The organism is Natronococcus roseus (genome assembly GCF_043677095.1).
GTDB classification, from domain to species: domain Archaea; phylum Halobacteriota; class Halobacteria; order Halobacteriales; family Natrialbaceae; genus Natronococcus; species Natronococcus roseus.
Genome location: NZ_JBHLJR010000006.1, coordinates 233,035 through 248,478, shown reverse-complemented (window position 1 = coordinate 248,478; position 15,444 = coordinate 233,035). Strand labels below are relative to the sequence as shown.

General features: G+C 67.9%; 12 protein-coding genes. 4 read left to right on the top strand and 8 right to left on the bottom strand.

Annotation, left to right across the window (positions count from 1 at the left end):
• Positions 1 to 130 precede the first annotated feature (130 nt).
• From ACFEMD_RS17470 to ACFEMD_RS17450, 5 genes are read right to left on the bottom strand one after another with little or no spacing between them, the layout of a single operon-like run.
• On the bottom strand, positions 131 to 979 hold the full coding sequence (locus ACFEMD_RS17470; protein WP_394742538.1) for a fructosamine kinase family protein: 849 nt from the start codon (positions 977 to 979) through the stop codon (positions 131 to 133).
• 3 nt (positions 980 to 982) lie between these two features.
• A complete protein-coding gene (locus ACFEMD_RS17465) occupies positions 983 to 1,513 on the bottom strand; it encodes a dihydrofolate reductase (protein WP_394742537.1) in 531 nt (176 codons plus the stop codon).
• Positions 1,510 to 2,523, bottom strand: a complete 1,014-nt coding sequence (gene thyA, locus ACFEMD_RS17460; RefSeq protein ID WP_394742536.1) for a thymidylate synthase — start codon at positions 2,521 to 2,523, stop codon at positions 1,510 to 1,512. The genes ACFEMD_RS17465 and thyA overlap by 4 nt, the downstream gene beginning before the upstream one ends.
• A gap of 49 nt (positions 2,524 to 2,572) precedes the next feature.
• Positions 2,573 to 2,965, bottom strand: a complete 393-nt coding sequence (locus ACFEMD_RS17455; protein WP_394742535.1) for a PIN domain-containing protein — start codon at positions 2,963 to 2,965, stop codon at positions 2,573 to 2,575.
• Positions 2,962 to 3,207, bottom strand: a complete 246-nt coding sequence (locus ACFEMD_RS17450; protein WP_394742534.1) for an antitoxin VapB family protein — start codon at positions 3,205 to 3,207, stop codon at positions 2,962 to 2,964. Before ACFEMD_RS17450 ends, ACFEMD_RS17455 begins: the two co-directional genes overlap by 4 nt.
• A gap of 113 nt (positions 3,208 to 3,320) precedes the next feature.
• Between ACFEMD_RS17450 and ACFEMD_RS17445 the strand changes: the two genes are divergently transcribed.
• Positions 3,321 to 4,877, top strand: a complete 1,557-nt coding sequence (locus tag ACFEMD_RS17445; protein WP_394742533.1) for a ribonuclease H-like domain-containing protein — start codon at positions 3,321 to 3,323, stop codon at positions 4,875 to 4,877.
• A gap of 2 nt (positions 4,878 to 4,879) precedes the next feature.
• Positions 4,880 to 7,546 (top strand): DEAD/DEAH box helicase, encoded by a 2,667-nt coding sequence (locus tag ACFEMD_RS17440; protein WP_394742532.1) that lies wholly within the window; start codon positions 4,880 to 4,882, stop codon positions 7,544 to 7,546.
• A 20-nt stretch (positions 7,547 to 7,566) separates the two neighbouring features.
• Here the strand turns inward: ACFEMD_RS17440 and ACFEMD_RS17435 are convergent, their stop codons facing one another.
• The gene (locus ACFEMD_RS17435) at positions 7,567 to 9,615 is read right to left on the bottom strand and encodes a prolyl oligopeptidase family serine peptidase (RefSeq protein ID WP_394742531.1); all 2,049 of its coding nucleotides are present in this window, start codon (positions 9,613 to 9,615) and stop codon (positions 7,567 to 7,569) included.
• A 329-nt stretch (positions 9,616 to 9,944) separates the two neighbouring features.
• Between ACFEMD_RS17435 and ACFEMD_RS17430 the strand changes: the two genes are divergently transcribed.
• Positions 9,945 to 11,354 carry an FAD-dependent oxidoreductase gene (locus ACFEMD_RS17430; RefSeq protein ID WP_394742529.1) on the top strand — a complete coding sequence of 470 codons (1,410 nt, stop codon included), beginning with the start codon at positions 9,945 to 9,947 and terminating at the stop codon, positions 11,352 to 11,354.
• Between the two features lie 112 nt (positions 11,355 to 11,466).
• Positions 11,467 to 12,807 (top strand): phosphoribosylamine--glycine ligase, encoded by a 1,341-nt coding sequence (purD, locus tag ACFEMD_RS17425; RefSeq protein ID WP_394742527.1) that lies wholly within the window; start codon positions 11,467 to 11,469, stop codon positions 12,805 to 12,807.
• Positions 12,808 to 12,814: 7 nt separating this feature from the next.
• Here the strand turns inward: purD and ACFEMD_RS17420 are convergent, their stop codons facing one another.
• Complete coding sequence (locus ACFEMD_RS17420) at positions 12,815 to 13,051, bottom strand: hypothetical protein (RefSeq protein WP_394742525.1); 237 nt, start codon at positions 13,049 to 13,051, stop codon at positions 12,815 to 12,817.
• A gap of 89 nt (positions 13,052 to 13,140) precedes the next feature.
• Positions 13,141 to 15,387, bottom strand: a complete 2,247-nt coding sequence (locus ACFEMD_RS17415) for a beta-glucosidase (RefSeq protein WP_394742523.1) — start codon at positions 15,385 to 15,387, stop codon at positions 13,141 to 13,143.
• Positions 15,388 to 15,444: the final 57 nt, after the last annotated feature.

Below are 15,444 nucleotides of genomic sequence, written 5' to 3'. Positions count from 1 at the left end.
GAATATTCCCTAGAGAACATATACTCCCTATATTTGGCGGCTCGGAGGACCGTTTCAAACGCTCGAGGTGTCCGACGGGAGCGGGCGGGATCGAGGGTCGCTCGAGGAGTTCGTTCCCCCTTGGTCGGAGTTAGTACCCCAGCCGCTCGAGCGTCGCCTCGAGCCGCCCGGAGTACCGACCGCCGAAGAGGTGGGCGTGGACGAGCAGCGGATAGAGCCGGTAGACGTACCGCCGCCGGTCGAAGAAGCCCGCCTCGATTCCGCGGCGCTCCCGGTAGCGCTCGAAGAAGGGCTCGCCGAAGGTTCCGGTCCAGTCGACGTAGGCGAGTTCGACCTCGGGATGAGCGTAGTACATCGCGGGGTCGAGAAACGCCGTCACCTCGCCGCCCCGAGAGAGCACGTTCGTGGTCCAGACGTCGCCGTGGATCAGCGCGGGCGCCGCGGGCTCGGAGAGCAGCTTCTCGAGCTCCGAGTAGAGTGTCTCGAGCCGTTTCGCGAGCGAGGGCGACAGCGACCCCGACTCGAGCGCCAGGTCGGCGACGTGCGCGAGGCGCCGGTCGCGGTAGAAGTCGATCCAGGAGTCGGTCCGCGGATTCGGCTGCCGAACGGGACCGGTGAGGGTGTCGCGTTCGAACCCGAACGCCTCGGCCTCGACGCCGTGCAGCCGGGCCAGGTGGTCCGCCGCGTCGCGCGCGACGGTAGGACCGTGGTCGGTCGTCCCCGGGACGTGCTCGATCACCAGCAGGTCGGAGTCGGAGTAATACACGCCGGGTACCGGGAGTTCGCTCTCCGCCGCGAGCGCCTCGAGCATGAACGCCTCGACCTCGAGGGGCGTCTCGCCCGTCTTCGCGACCACCGACGAGCCGTCGGCCAGCTCGACGCGGTGAACGGAGCCGATCTGGCCGCCCTCGAGCGTAGCGGTGCCGACGACGTCGGCCCCGAGCGCGCGAGCGACGGCGTCGGCGATCGACCCCTGCATCGGTTACCCCTGGCGGACGTACTCGACGAACGCGAACCCGTCGCGCTCGTCCCGATCGACCTCGGTCCAGTCGTCGGGGTTCCAGTCGGGGAACTCGGTGTCGCCCTCCGGATCGCGGTGGACTTCCGTGACGATCAGGCGATCGAGCGCGGGAAGGAGCTGCTCATACACCGTTGCACCGCCGGCGACGAACGCTGTGTCGGCTCCGTCGTGGCGCTCCTCGGCCGCGCGTTCGGCTTCCTCGAGGGCGTCCTCGAGGCTCCCGGCGACGACGGCGTTCTCGGGGGTCTCGAGCTCCCGGCTCGTCAGCACGACCGTCGTCCGTCCCGGCAGCGGCCCATCCAGTGCCTCGAGGATGCCCTCGTAGGTTACCCGCCCCATGATCACCGGGTGGTTCATCGTGGTCTCCTTGAAGTGTTCCAGGTCCTCCGGGAGGTGCCAGGGCATCTCGCCGTCCCTCCCGATGACGCCGTTGTCGGCGACGGCAACGATGGCGGCGAGTTCGAGCCCGGTCCCGAGTTTTCGCTCCGTCATTCTGCCACCGCAAAGCGGAGCCCCTCGTGGGAGTCGTACCCCCGCAGCTCGAGATCCGCCACCGAGAACTCGTCGATCGAGGCGTCGCCGATCTCGAGGGTCGGCCGCTCGAGCGGCTCTCGAGAGCATTGCTCGAGCAGCCCGGGGACGTGATCGAGGCGTTCGTCGCCGTCGGCCTCGGCGGGGGCTTCGGACTCGAGCCACTCACGGATCTCGCGGTACTCCTCGCGGTCGTCGACGTCGGCGAGCCGGGACTGCAGAGCCTCGAGGTTGTCGGCGTACCACTCGCCGCGTTCGCCGCGACCGCAGTAGACGTGGGCGTCGACGACGGTGTGAGCGAAGGTTCCGGGTTCGAACCCGGTCTGCTGGGCGACGACCTTCGTCAAGAGTGCGTAGGCCGCGATGTTGAACGGGATCCCGAGCGCGACGTCGCCCGAGCGCTGCGTGAGGTGGCAGTTCAGCCGATCGCCCTGAACGTTGAACACGAACGAGTAGTGACACGGCGGCAGCGTCGAGACGGCCGCGTTCGCGGGGTGCCAGGCGTTGACGACGAGCCGTCGGGAGTTCGGCGAGTCCGAGAGCGTGTCGACGACGTACTGGAGCTGATCGAACGTTCTTTGATCACCCTCCTCGGTGACCCAGCGGTGACTCTCGTCGGGCCAGGACTCGCCCTCGAGCTGGCTCTCGTCGTCCGGAACCGGATACCGCCGCCAGAACCGGCCGTAGGCGGTGTCGAGACGCCCCTCGTCGTCGGCCCACGCGTCCCAGATCTTCGTCTCCTCGCGCAGCTCCCGGATGTGCTCCTCGCCCGAGAGGTACCAGGCGACCTCGTGGAGCATCGAGTTCCAGCGGTAGCCGTCCATCTTCTTGGTCGTCAACAGCGGGAACCCCTCCCGTAGGTCGACCTCGTAGTGTTCGCTGAACGACGAGATCGTGTCGACCCCGGTCCGGTTGGGTTTGTGGGTCCCGTCCGAGAGTACCGAGTCGACGAGCTCGAGGTACTGATGCATTGTGTCTGCCTTTTCGATACTCGGTCTTGTGGGTTCCGAGATCCCTCGGTCAGTAAGAGTCGATATCGAGCCCGTCGATGCGCTCGAAGTGTGCGACGTTTCTCGTGAGCACGGGCTCTTCGTGGACGAGCGCCGTCGCTCCGACGATCGTATCGCCGATGCCGATCGCTCGCCCCGCCGAGGCGAGGCGACCATCGATTCTCCCTGCCTTTTTCATCACCGTGCTGTCGGCAGGGTACACCGTCCGCGTATCGAGAACGAGTTCGATCTGTCGACGACGTTCGCCGGCGTTCTCGACGCGCTCGAGGCTGTGATAGAGCTCGAACTGCGACACCGCCGAGATGCGAAGCGGAACGCCGCGTTCCTCGAGGGACGCGATTTTCCGTTTCGCCACATCGCGGTCCTGCATCACGTCGATAAGGACGTCGGTGTCGACGATCACGAGTCGAGGTCGTCGACGAGGCGATCGAGTTCCTCGCGGGACCGGTCGTCGCGTTCGTGGATCGCCTCCCGCATCTCCTCGGCTTCGTTCTCGGAGAGGATTCCCGACAGGTCGAGCAGCGACCGCTCGCCGGCGATTCGCTCGACGGTGTCGGAGAACGACTCGCCCGCTCGCTTGTGGCTCTCGAGCCGCCGGTACGCCTCCTCGGTGAGCCGAACGTTTCGGTACTCCGTGTCGGCCATGTATACACGTGTGTGCAGCCGGCAGTTAACCGTTGCGGCGCCGACCGTCGGCATCGTCCACTTTCACCGCGCTGTCCAAACCCTCTTTGTCCGCCCGCCCGTCTCCCCGGCCGATGACGAGTCATGCCGGGGCCCGCCTGCTCGCCCTACCGCCGTCAGCCGTTCTCGGGCGCCCGGCCGAGATCCTCGCAGACGTGGACGCGACCCTCGAGCCCGACGCGATCTGGCTGCTCGGTCCCGAACGCGAGGCGCGGGCATTCGCGCAGACGCGACAGGCGTTCGACGCGCCGGCGTTTCACCCACCGCTCGAGACGAACGGGGAAGTCGTCTCCCGTCAGCCGATCGGAACGGAACTCGAGGTTGCGGTCGTTCGGAGTCTCCGCGCGCTTCGCGCGTCTCCCGCGGACGTCTCGAGTGTGCTGTCCGACCCGCGTTCGCGTTCGAGTCCGATCGCGGTCGTCTGTGACGACGTGACGACGACGACGCGACCGACGGCGCTCGAGACGGCCCTCGAGGGGGCAGCCGAACTCGCGGCTGCACTGCCGACCGGTCGGGTGACGACCGTCCTGAGCGGCAGCATCCCCGCCGGCTACGACGAGCTGTGGCACCTCGAAGCCGAGACGGGTACGGTTCGGGCCGTCGAGCACGAGCCGCAACTCGAGTGCGAGCCGGCTGGCGACGATTGTGTCTCCGTTCGGGTTCGAGGTATCGGTCCCGTCGAGGGCTACGGCGGCTCGGCGTCGCTGGCCGTCCTCGAAGTCGACGAAACCGGTGTCGCGGCCGTCGACACGTCGGAAACCTCGAACTTCGGCCTCGAAGCGGTCTCCGGCATCGGTCCGAAGACGGCCGAGCGACTCGCCAACGACGAGGTGACGACCAGAGCCGAACTGCTCGAGACGCCGATCGACGAACTCGCAGACTACCCCGGCGTCGGTCGGGACGGCGCTCGCCGGATGCACCGCCACGCGACCGTGCTCGAGACGGGCGAACCCCGGCGGCTCACCGACGAGTCGCTCCCGGCCGAGGGCGGTCGACCGCCGCTGTGTCTCGACATCGAGACCGACGGACTCTCGCCGACGATCCTCTGGCAGATCGGGGTCTACGACCCGGCCGACGACTCCTACCGGGCGTTCGTCGAGTGCGACGAGCCGGACGATCCGGCGCCGGTGCTCGAGGCCCTCTGTGACTGGCTGTTCGCCAGCCACTCCGACAGAGCGCTGCTCACCTGGAACGGCTGGCGCTTCGACTACCGCCACCTCGGGGCGTTCGTCGCGCGCCACGTACCGTACTACGTCGAGGAGTGGGAGTCGGTACCGAAGTTCGATCTCTACGACTGGGCCGTCCGCGAGGGGCACGCGCTCCTCCCGGGTCGGACGAACAAACTCGAGGACGTCGCCGGCGCGCTCGGCTACGAGGGCACGGGAACCGGCCTCGACGGCGCGCGGACGGCGGCGGCCTACCAACGGTTTCTGCGAACCGGCGAGGAGCTCGACTGGGGTCGCCACGAGGCCTACTGCGAGGACGACTGTCGAGCGCTGTGGCACGTTTACGAGCGACTCCGGGACGCGCCGCGGGCGGCGGATCCGAGCGACGCGTCCCCGGCGGAGGCCGAGGGAGCAACCCCGGCCGGAACGACGGGCGGCGAGCAGACCGGACTGGGTGATTTCTGAGCATGGACACGGACGACACCGCGACCGACGGGAGCCGAGAGGACGTGCCGATCACCGGCGACGAGTTGCTCGAGACCTTCCCCCGCTACCGCGACGAGGAAGACGTCTCCGTCCTCGAGATTCCCGGCCGTGAGGCGTCGACGGTGCCGAACGACGAGGTCCTGCGGCCCGAGCTCGCCGGCCCCCTCGAGCACGACCTGTACGCCCACCAGGCCGAGGCGCTCGCGGCGCTCGAGCGCGACGAGAACGTCTGCGTCGCGACGAGCACGTCGTCGGGCAAGACCCGGATCTACGCCCTCGAGATCGCGCGGAACGTCCTCGAGGCGCGCGCACGCGGCGAGCGTTCGACCGCGTACGTCCTGTACCCGACGAAGGCGCTCTCGCGGGATCAGGAGCGGGAGCTGAACGACTTCTTCGACGGACTCGGACTCGATATTTCGGTTCGGGTCTACGACGGCGACACGGACCCCGGCGAGACCCGACGGCAGATCCGCGAGGAGGCCGACGTCATCATCTCGAACTTCGCGGGCGTGAACACGTACCTGCACGATCACGACCGCTGGGCGCGCTTTCTCTCGACCTGCGACCTCGTCGTGGTCGACGAATCCCACACCTACACCGGCGTCCACGGTATGCACGTCGCCTGGGTGATTCGTCGGCTGAAGCGGGTGCTCGAGTACTACGGCGCCGACCCGCAGTTCGCGCTCACGAGCGCGACGATCGGCAACCCAGGCGAGCACTCGAGCGCCCTGATCGCCGAATCTGTTACCGTCGTCGACGAGGACGGCTCTCCGACTGGACCGCGGGAGCTGGTGCTCTGGAACCCGCCGGCTCGAGCGCGAGCGGACGGTACGGACGACGATTCGACGACCACCGGCGGGAGCGAGGACGAAGCTGACGACGCCGTCGTCGACCGCGTTCCCGCGAGCGTCGAGGCGCCGAAGCTCCTCTCACACCTGTGCTATCACGACGCCCAGACGCTGCTGTTTACGCCCTCGAGGAAGCTCGCCGAGCTGTCGATCAGGCGGGCGTCGACCCACCGCCGCGACCGAAGCCGGTACTACGCGAACCCCGATCGGGAGAGCGAAATCGAACCCTACCACGCCGGCCACTCCCGGGCCAACCGCCACGGGACCGAACACCGACTCAAGACGGGCGCGCTCGACGGCGTCGCCTCGACGAACGCCCTCGAGCTGGGGATCAACGTCGGCGAGATGGACGCGACGGTCCAGCTCGGGTATCCGGGCCAGCGCCAGTCGTTCTGGCAGCAGATCGGCCGCGCGGGCCGCGGGACCAAGCGGGCACTGTCGGTGCTCGTGGCGGGGCATCGTACCCTCGATCAGTACGTTGCGACCAACCCCGACTACCTGCTCGAGACCGACGTCGAGGACGCGGTCGTCGACGTCGACAACGACGCGGTGTTCGCCCGGCACCTCCTGTGTGCGGCGGACGAACTCGCCCTCGACGAGCGCGACGTCGGCGCGTTCGCCGACCGCGACCGACTCGAGCGCGCCGTCGAGATGTGGCGTCGCGCGGGCCGGTTGGCGGGCCACCTCGAGACCGGGGTCTCCCACGTCGGCCCGCCCCGCCCCCAGGGGTCGATCTCGCTGTACGCGACGTCGGGCGAGGAGTACGCGGTCGAACTCGCCGACGGCGTCGACGAGCGCCACGATCCCGAGATGGAGCCCCTCGCGGAGGAGCGAGTCCTGCGGGACTTCCACGAGGGCGCGGTCAGGCTCCACGAGGGCCGGCAGTACGAGGTGTGCGCGGTCGACCACGACTCGCCCCGACCCACGGTGACGCTCCGGCCGACGGACGCCGACTGCTACACCCGGACCCGGACCGACGTAACGGTCCTCGACGCCGTTCCGGAGGCGTCTCGCGAGATCGGCGACTTCACGCTCCACTTCGGGCGCGGACGGGTGCTGGTCTACCACGGCACCTACGACCGGGTCGACGTCGACAGCGGCAAGCCCGAAGAGCAGGGGATTCCGACGGAGAACCCGCCGCTGTCGATCGACACGCAGCTCTGCTGGCTCGAGGTACCCGCCGCTCTCGAGCGGGCGCTCGTCGAGCGCTACCGCGAGTTCTCGCTTGAGGACAAGGACGAAATCGCGGCGACGGCCCACCTCGGCTACGCGGGCGGCCTCCACGCCGCCGAGCACGCGACGATCGGCGTCGCACCGCTCGAGCTGATGGTCGACAAGCGCGACCTGGGCGGGCTCGCGACGCTGTCGATCGACTCACACCTCGAGCGGGAACGGGGCGAGGACGGGACGGCGGGCGAGGCTCCGCGCAACGTCGCCGCGGCCGAGGCGACCGTCAGAAAGATCGCGGACGGGCTCGAGCACGAGCCGAAAAGCGGCTGGTTCATCTACGACGGGATCGACGGCGGACTCGGCTTCTCGCGGGCGATCTACGAGAACTTCGAGGCCGTCGCCGAGCGCGCGCGGGAGCTGATCGCGAACTGTGACTGCGGCCGCGTCGACGGCTGTCCGGCCTGCGTGATGGACGACCAGTGTGGCAACGACAACCGACCGTTACACCGCGAGGCCGCCGTCGACGTGCTGGATCGGTTGCTCGGAAACGAGAGTGGAGAGGCGCTCGAGGTCGACGCGGCCGAAAGCGAGTCCGGCAGGGATCGGCGTCCCCCGCTGTTCTACTCTTGATTCGCGGCACAGCACGACGACTACGGTTCGACGTACTCGACCTCGAGTTGCTCGAAGCAAAACGACCAGACGTCGAGTTGCTCCTCGACGACCATCCAGGTCGGCTTGCCTGTCCCGTGGCCGGTGTCGCGGTTCGTCTTACAGAGGAACGGGCCGCCGTCGGCGACGGCCTGCATGCGGGCGGCCATCTTCCAGGCGTGGACCGGGTGAACGCGCGTGTCGCTCTCGGCGGTCTCGAAGAGGACGGCGGGGTACTCGGGGCCACCCTCCTCGGACGGCTCGAGGTTGTGGTACGGCGAGTACTCCTTGATCCACTCGTACGCCTCGGGATCATCCGGCGACCCGTACTCGCTCGTCCAGGACGCGCCGAGCAGGAACGTGTGGAACCGGAGCATGTCGAGTAGGGGGACCTGACAGCAGACCGCCGCCACCAGCTCCGGTCGCTGGGTCAACACGGCGCCGACGGTCAGTCCGCCGTTCGAGCCGCCCCGGATCGCCAGTCGGTCGCTCGAGGTGTACCTTTCCTCGATCAGGTACTCGGCGGCGGCGATCATGTCGTCGAACGTGTTCTGTTTGTCCTCGTGGCGAGCCGCCTCGTGCCACTCCGTGCCGAACTCGCCGCCACCTCGGAGGTTCGCCTGGGCGTAGACCCCACCCGAACGAAGGAACTCCCGTCCGAACGTCTGAAAGGTCGGCGTCAGGCTGTTCTCGAAGCCGCCGTAGCCGTACAGCAGCGTCGGACTGTCGCCGTCGCGCTCGAGGTCGGCGCGGCGGACGACGAACATCGGAACCTCGGTGCCGTCGGCGGACTCGTACCGAACCTGTTCGACGGTTACGTCGAAGCCCAGCGAGACGTCGGGGCGGTCGAGTTCCGCGACGTCGCCCGTCTCGAGATCGTACCGAAATACCGTCGGCGGCTGGTCGAACGACTGGTAGCTGAAGAACGCCTCGGGGGCGTCGCGGTTGCCGCTCAGCCCGGCGACCGTTCCCGCTCCGGGCAGCTCGACGGATCGCAGGTGGTCGCCGTCGAGGTCGAACACCTCGAGGTCGGCGACGGCCGCGCGCTCGTACTGGATCAGCAGGCGGTCGTCCGCGACGGTCGCGCCTTTGACGATCCCGTCGCGTTCGGGAACGACCTCCGGCAGCTCGGCGGGATCGACCTCGCTACCGCCGTCGGAGAGGTCGAGCTCGAGGAATCGGTAGAAGGGTGCCTCGAGGTCGGTTCGCAGGTAGGCCGTCTCGTCGTGGATCAGCGGCGTGTAGAAGTGGTCGGCGTCGGTGATGACGGGCGTCAGCTCCGTGTCGCCGACGGCGGCGTAGAACAGATCGCTTCGCTCCCAGCCGATCGCGAGCGCGACGAGCAGGTGACGCCCGCTCCTGTCGGTAGTGAGGAGCGGCCACGTCGCGGGATCGTCGATTTCGCGGACGAGCTCGTCCGCGTCGAGGGCGTCGCCGTGCTCGTGGTAGCGGATCTCCTTTTCGAGCTGGCTCTCGTCCTCGAGACCCGTGCGACCGTAGTAAAATCCCTCGGGCGTCCACGCGAACATCCCGGGGTTCACCCGGCCGAGGTCGGCGAGCTCCTCGAGAACGGTTCCGTCGGGCACCTCGAGAACCGTCACGTCGTACAGCTCGTCGCCGCCCTCGTGGACGCCGTAGGCGAGTCGCTCGCCGTCGGGAGAGACGGTCCACCAGCCCATCGACTTCGTTCCGTCGTCGCTGAACTCGTTGGGATCGACGAGGACCGCCCGGTCCGACTCGAGGGACTCCCGGAAGTACAGGATCGGCTGATCGTCCTCGGGGCGTTCGACCTCCTGGAAGTACCCCGTCGGCGCAGCCGTGACCGTCCCGTAGTCGGTCGTCCGCGCCAGCGATTCGAAGCGCGGCCGTAGCTCCTCGCGAACGTCGATCGACTCGAGGAACGCGTCGGCGTACTCGTTTTGACGGTCGACCCAGTCGTCGACCGCCTCGCCGCCGTCCTCGAGCCAGAGATAGGGATCGTCTACGAGGTCGCCGTGTCGTTCGTAGCTCGTGTTTTCGCGCTTCGTTGGCGGAGGACCAGCCGAGTTCATACCGACCGTATTCGATGCTGATACCTTGAAGCGACCGGTCGCGGAACCTCGTCTCCGGTCCGGAAGCGACTGTGACGACGCAAGCGCTGCGTCCCGACGCCACACGAATCGATGTGCCGTACGCGGTCCGGGCAACTCACTCGAACCGGGCCAGCCCCTCTCCGGGGGAGCCGACCCCGTTCGACCCGCCGTTTCCGACAGCTGCACCGCTCGAGCTCTCGCCGAAACAGCAGCTGTCGATACCGTATTCGTCGATCGACGGCAGTTTGATAGAAAAAGATGAGTTATACGTCTGGACCGAAGTTGGGCACATAGCGGCCACCATAACAATGTCTGGCAAGTACGACCTCGTTATCGTCGGCGGCGGTATCAGCGGCGCCTCGTTGCTGTACACGACCGCGACGTTCACCGATATCGACTCTATCGCACTGATCGAGAAGGAAGACGAGATCGCGGCGATCAACTCCGATCACACCAACAACTCCCAGACCCTCCACTTCGGGGACATCGAGACCAACTACACCCTCGAGAAGGCTCGGGAGGTAAAGGAGGGCGCGGAGATGCTCGCGGGCTACCTCGAGAACCGCGACCCCGACCGGGAGATGCACGACAAGCGCAGCAAGATGGTGCTGGGCGTGGGTCGCGAGGAGGTCGCGGAGCTCGAGCGACGCTACGAGGGCGACGGCTTCGGTGACCTGTTCCCGAAGCTGCGCTCGATCGGTCGCGAGGAAATCGCCGAGATCGAGCCGAAGGTCGTCGAAGGACGGGATCCTGACACGGAGCTGCGGGCGCTCCAGACACCCGACGGCTACGTCGTCGACTACGGCGCGACGACCCAGTCGTTCGTCGAGCTCGCGCGCGAGGAGGCGGGCGTCGACGTCTACACCGGGACGAAAGTCGAGGACATCACGCCGACGCTCGACGGCTACACGATCGAGACGACCGACGGCCGCTTCGACTGCGAGGCGACCGTCGTCGCCGCCGGCTCCCACAGCCTCCAGATCGCCAAGGAGCTGGGCTACGGAGAGAACAAGATCCTGCTCCCGGTCGCGGGCAGCTTCTTCCTCGGGGACGATCTGCTCAACGGGAAGGTCTACACCCTCCAGATGAAGAAGCTACCCTTCGCCGCGGTCCACGGCGACGCCGACGTTCACGACGCCTCGATCACGCGCTTCGGCCCGACCGCGAAGCTCGTTCCGACCCTCGAGCGGGGACGCATCTCCACCGTCACCGACTTCTTCGACGTCTTCGGGCTCAACGCCGCGGCGTTTCTCAGCTACGCGAACGTCCTCTCGGATCGGATCCTCCTGCCGTACGTGCTCCGAAACCTCCTCTACGACGTTCCGAGCGTCGGCCCGAAGCAGTTCCTGCCCCACGTTCAGAAGGTCGTTCCCAGCGTCGAACTCGACGACATCGAGCGCGCGAAGGGGTACGGCGGCGTTCGCCCCCAGATCGTCGATACCGAGCGGAAGTCCCTCGACATGGGCGAGGCCAAGATCGTCGGCGACGACATCATCTTCAACATCACGCCCTCGCCGGGCGCCTCGACCTGCCTGAAGAACGCGCGCCGGGACACCCTCGAGGTGCTCGAGTTCCTCGAGGGCGAGTACGAGTTCGACGAGGAGGCGTTCCGCGAACGGACGATCGAGCAGTTCCCGCGTCCGGACGGGATCGACGAGGGTGACACCGACGAGGACGCCGGCGCCCCCCTCGAGCCCTCGCCTGCCGGCGACGACTAAAGGTCGAGACCGACCGCGACGGCGGACTTCGACGAAGCATACCCGTACTCGTGCATATTTCTCGCTCGCGCAAAGGGTAACGCTTACAGGTTCGTGCGTTTCGCTATCGAGCATGGCAGAGCACGTGCTCCTGATCGGCGGCGGCGGGCGCGAACACGCGATCGCGCGGGCGCTCGAGAGTAGCGAGGCGCGACGCGCCTCGAGCGGTCGGACGGAGTCCGACGACGGCGAGGTCGACCTCTACGCCTGCGCCGGCAACCGAAACCCCGGCATCGCCCGGCTCGCGACAGAGTTCGAGACCCTCGAGACGACCAACCCCAAGGCCGTCCGCGAGTACGCCGAGGACGTCGGGGCGACGTTGGCGGTCGTCGGCCCCGAGGCGCCCCTCGAGGCCGGCGTCGTCGACGAGCTCGAGGATGCGGGGATCTACGCCTTCGGCCCGAAAGCCGAGGAGGCCCGCATCGAGACGGACAAGGCGTTCCAGCGGCGCTTCATGGCCGAACACGACGTCCCCGGCTGTCCGGAGTTCGAGACGTTCGACGAGATGGACGCGGCCTGCGAGTTCATCGACGAGTACGACGGCGACCTCGCGATCAAGCCCGCCGGACTCACGGGTGGAAAGGGCGTGAAGGTCATCGGCGATCAGGTCTCGGCAGAGGAGGGCAAAGCGTACATCCGCGACTCCGACTACGACCGGATCGTCTTAGAGGAGCGGCTGGTCGGCGAGGAGTTCACCGTCCAGGCGTTCGTCGCCGACGGCGAACTCCGAACCGCACCCGCTGTCCAGGACCACAAACGGGCCTACGAGGGCGACGAGGGGCCGAACACCGGCGGGATGGGATCCTATAGCGATGCCACGTTCGAACTTCCCTTCATGACCGAAGCCGACTACGAGGAGGCCGTCTCGATCATGGAGGCGACCGTCGACGCCCTCGAAGAGTACCGTGGTATCCTCTACGGGCAGTTCATGCTCACCAGCGAGGGCCCGAAGGTGATCGAGTTCAACGCCCGCTTCGGCGATCCCGAGGCGATGAACACACTGCCCGTCCTCGAGACGCCGTTCCTCGACGTCCTCACGGCCGCCCGCGACGGCGACGAGCTACCCGAACTCGAGTTCGCCTCGCAGGCGACCGTCTGTAAGTATGCCGTTCCAGAGGGGTACCCGACGGATCCGAAGGCGGGTGCGAAGGTGCAAGTGGACGAAGAGAGCGCCGGGGACGCCCTGCTGTACTACGCGAGCGTGGACGAGCGCGACGACGGCATCTACACGACGACCTCGCGGGCCTTCGCCGTCGTCGGCGTCGCCGACTCGATCACCGCAGCCGAGGAGATCGCGGAAGAGGCCCTCGAGGTCGCCGGTGAGGAAGGACTCCACGTCCGCCACGATATCGGCAAACCCGAACTCGTCCAGCAGCGGATCGACCACGTCGCGGAGCTGCGAGGGAATCAGTAAACCGGGTTCAGTATTCGAACTCGGAACGGACACTGGAGCACTCCTCCTCGAGATCGGCGTAGAGTTGTATCAATCCACAGCTAGGACAGAGAACCGCGTCGAGAGATGTGCTCTCACCGATACCGAGTCGTTTGAGTATTCCGCCCTCCCGTTCAGTATTGACATAGAGGCCTCCGGTCTCCGCCGTAGTCACGGCAGTTGCCTCCATCTCGACGTCACACTTCGGGCAGTACCGGCAGGTCATAGCACGAACGAGACCGTCCACCCCCTGATAGTTTCCGCCGAACGGGCGATTCCGCATCCGGTTCGCACGCGGACGTCGCGGTGCCGCTGCTATCCGTCGGTAGGTGGCGCCTCATCGGTCGCAAGCGACTCCCGAGTCCGCTCCCGGAACGCCGCCTCGAGCTCCGTTCGCACCGTCGCTCGAACGTCCCGCGAGGACCGACCGATCTCGAGGGCGTACTCGCCCGGATCGACCGTCCACTCGTTTTCGCCGTAGCGAGCGAACGCGAGCTCCTCGAGGTCGACCGCCACCGAGACGCGCTCGCCGGCCGGAATCGAGACGCTCTCGAAGCCCGCGAGTTCGCGAACGGGGCGGTCGACATCCGCGACTGACGGCGGGCGGACGTAAACCTGGACGACCTCTCGGCCGTCTCGATCGGCCGTGTTCTCGACTGTGACGTGGACCGTTCCGCCCTCGAGGTCCAGGTTGGCGTCGACGTACTCGTAGTCGGCGTAGCTGCGGCCGTGGCCGAAGGGGTAGGTCGGCTCCCGCCCGGTCGAATCGAAGTGGCGGTAGCCGACGAAGACGCCCTCGTCGTAGCGGGCCGTTCCGTCGACCCCCGGGTAGCGCTGTTCGTCTGCCGTCGGGTAGGCGTCCTCGGGCGCGAACGTCACCGGCAGCCGCCCGCCCGGATCGGCGTCGCCGTAGAGAACCGACGCAACTGCGTCGCCGTGGGCCTGTCCGGGGTACCAGTTCTCGAGGACGGCCGCGACCTCGTCGCGCCACGGGCACTCGATCGGCCCGCTCGAGTTGACGACGACGACCGTGCGGTCGTTGGCTGCGGCGACCGCCTCGATCAGCTCCTCCTGGCGGTCGGGCAGGCGCAGGTCCTCGCGGTCGATCGCCTCGCTCGCGGTGTCGCGAACGAAGACGACCGCGACGTCGGCCTCGCGTGCGGTCGCCGCGGCGCCCTCGAGGTCGGGCTCCCGGCTCGGGTCCGCGCGGTCGTCCTCGCTGCCGGCGGTGAACTCCTCGAGCATCGACACCGCCTCGATTCGCGGAAGGCCGTACGCGACCGTCACCTCTCCCTCGGCGCGCTCGTCAATTCCGGTTTGCGGATCGGTCTCGACGACGGGCGTCGTCTCCGAAGACCCGCCGCCGCCGAGAACGGGCTCGTCGACGTTCGGGCCGATAACGGCGACGTCGGCGTCGTCCGAGAGCGGGAGGACGCCGTCGTTCTCGAGCAGGACCGTCCCCCGCGTCGCGACGCGTGTCGCGAGCTCGCGGTGAGCGGGCGTATCGACCGCTCCGTCGTCGGATCCCGTCGGGTCGCCCGAGGCGCGTCGCGCCTCGCCGTCCTCGAGCAGGCCGACCCGATCCATCGTTCCGAGCACTCGAGCGACCATGTCGTCGAGTCGTCCCTCCGGGACGGCGCCCGACTCGACGGCCTCGACCAGCGAGTCGGCGAACCGCTCGCAGCTCTCGGGGTCGGGCATTCCCTCGGCGATGGCGTCCGGGAGTTCGCCCGCTTCGCCGTCGCCGTCTCCGTCCGCGGCGTCGGGCGCGTCGGCGTCGTCGCCCGCCATCGCGGACTGCATCTCCGCCATCGTGATTCCGGGCATCTCGACGTCGAGTCCCCCGTTCGCCGCATCGGCAGCCCCCTCGGTGCCGAACCAGTCCGAGACGACGTACCCTTCGAACCCCCACTCGCCTTTCAGCACGTCCCGAACCAGCCGCTCGTGGTCGCTCATGCGCGTCCCGTTGACGTCGTTGTAGGCGGTCATGACCGAGCCCGCGTCGGCCTCGACGGCCGAGCGGAACGATGGGAAATACAGTTCCCGCAGCGGGCGCTCGTCGATCTCGGCGTCGACGGCGGCGCGGGCGGTCTCCTGGCTGTTCGCGACGTAGTGTTTCGGCGTCGCGACGACGTCCTGGGACTGGATCCCCGCGACGACCGCTCCGGCGAACGACGCCGAGAGGACGGGGTCTTCCGCGAAGTACTCGAAGTTTCGCCCGTTGTGGGGGACCCGAACGAGGTTGGCGCCGGGCGCGAGCAGGACGTCCTGGCCCTTGCCTCGGGTCTCCCGTCCGAGCGCCTCTCCGTGCTCGCGCGCGAGAGTCGTATCGAACGTCGCGGCGAGCGCGATCGATGCGGGAAACGCCGTCGCCGACTCGTCCGGGATCCGCACACCGAGGGGGCCGTCGGCCATCCGAAGCGGGGGTATTCCGAGTCTGTCGACACCCGCCACGTAGCCCGTCGCCCGCCCCTCGGGGTCGTTCGCGCCGTAGGTGAGCCGAACCTTCTCCTCGAGCGAGAGCTCCTCGACGAGTCGTCGGATCCGCGGTTCCTGTGACATCTACCGGCGCTTTGCAGCGGCTGCAGGATAGTGTTGCGGTCGTCGGGGCGACCGACC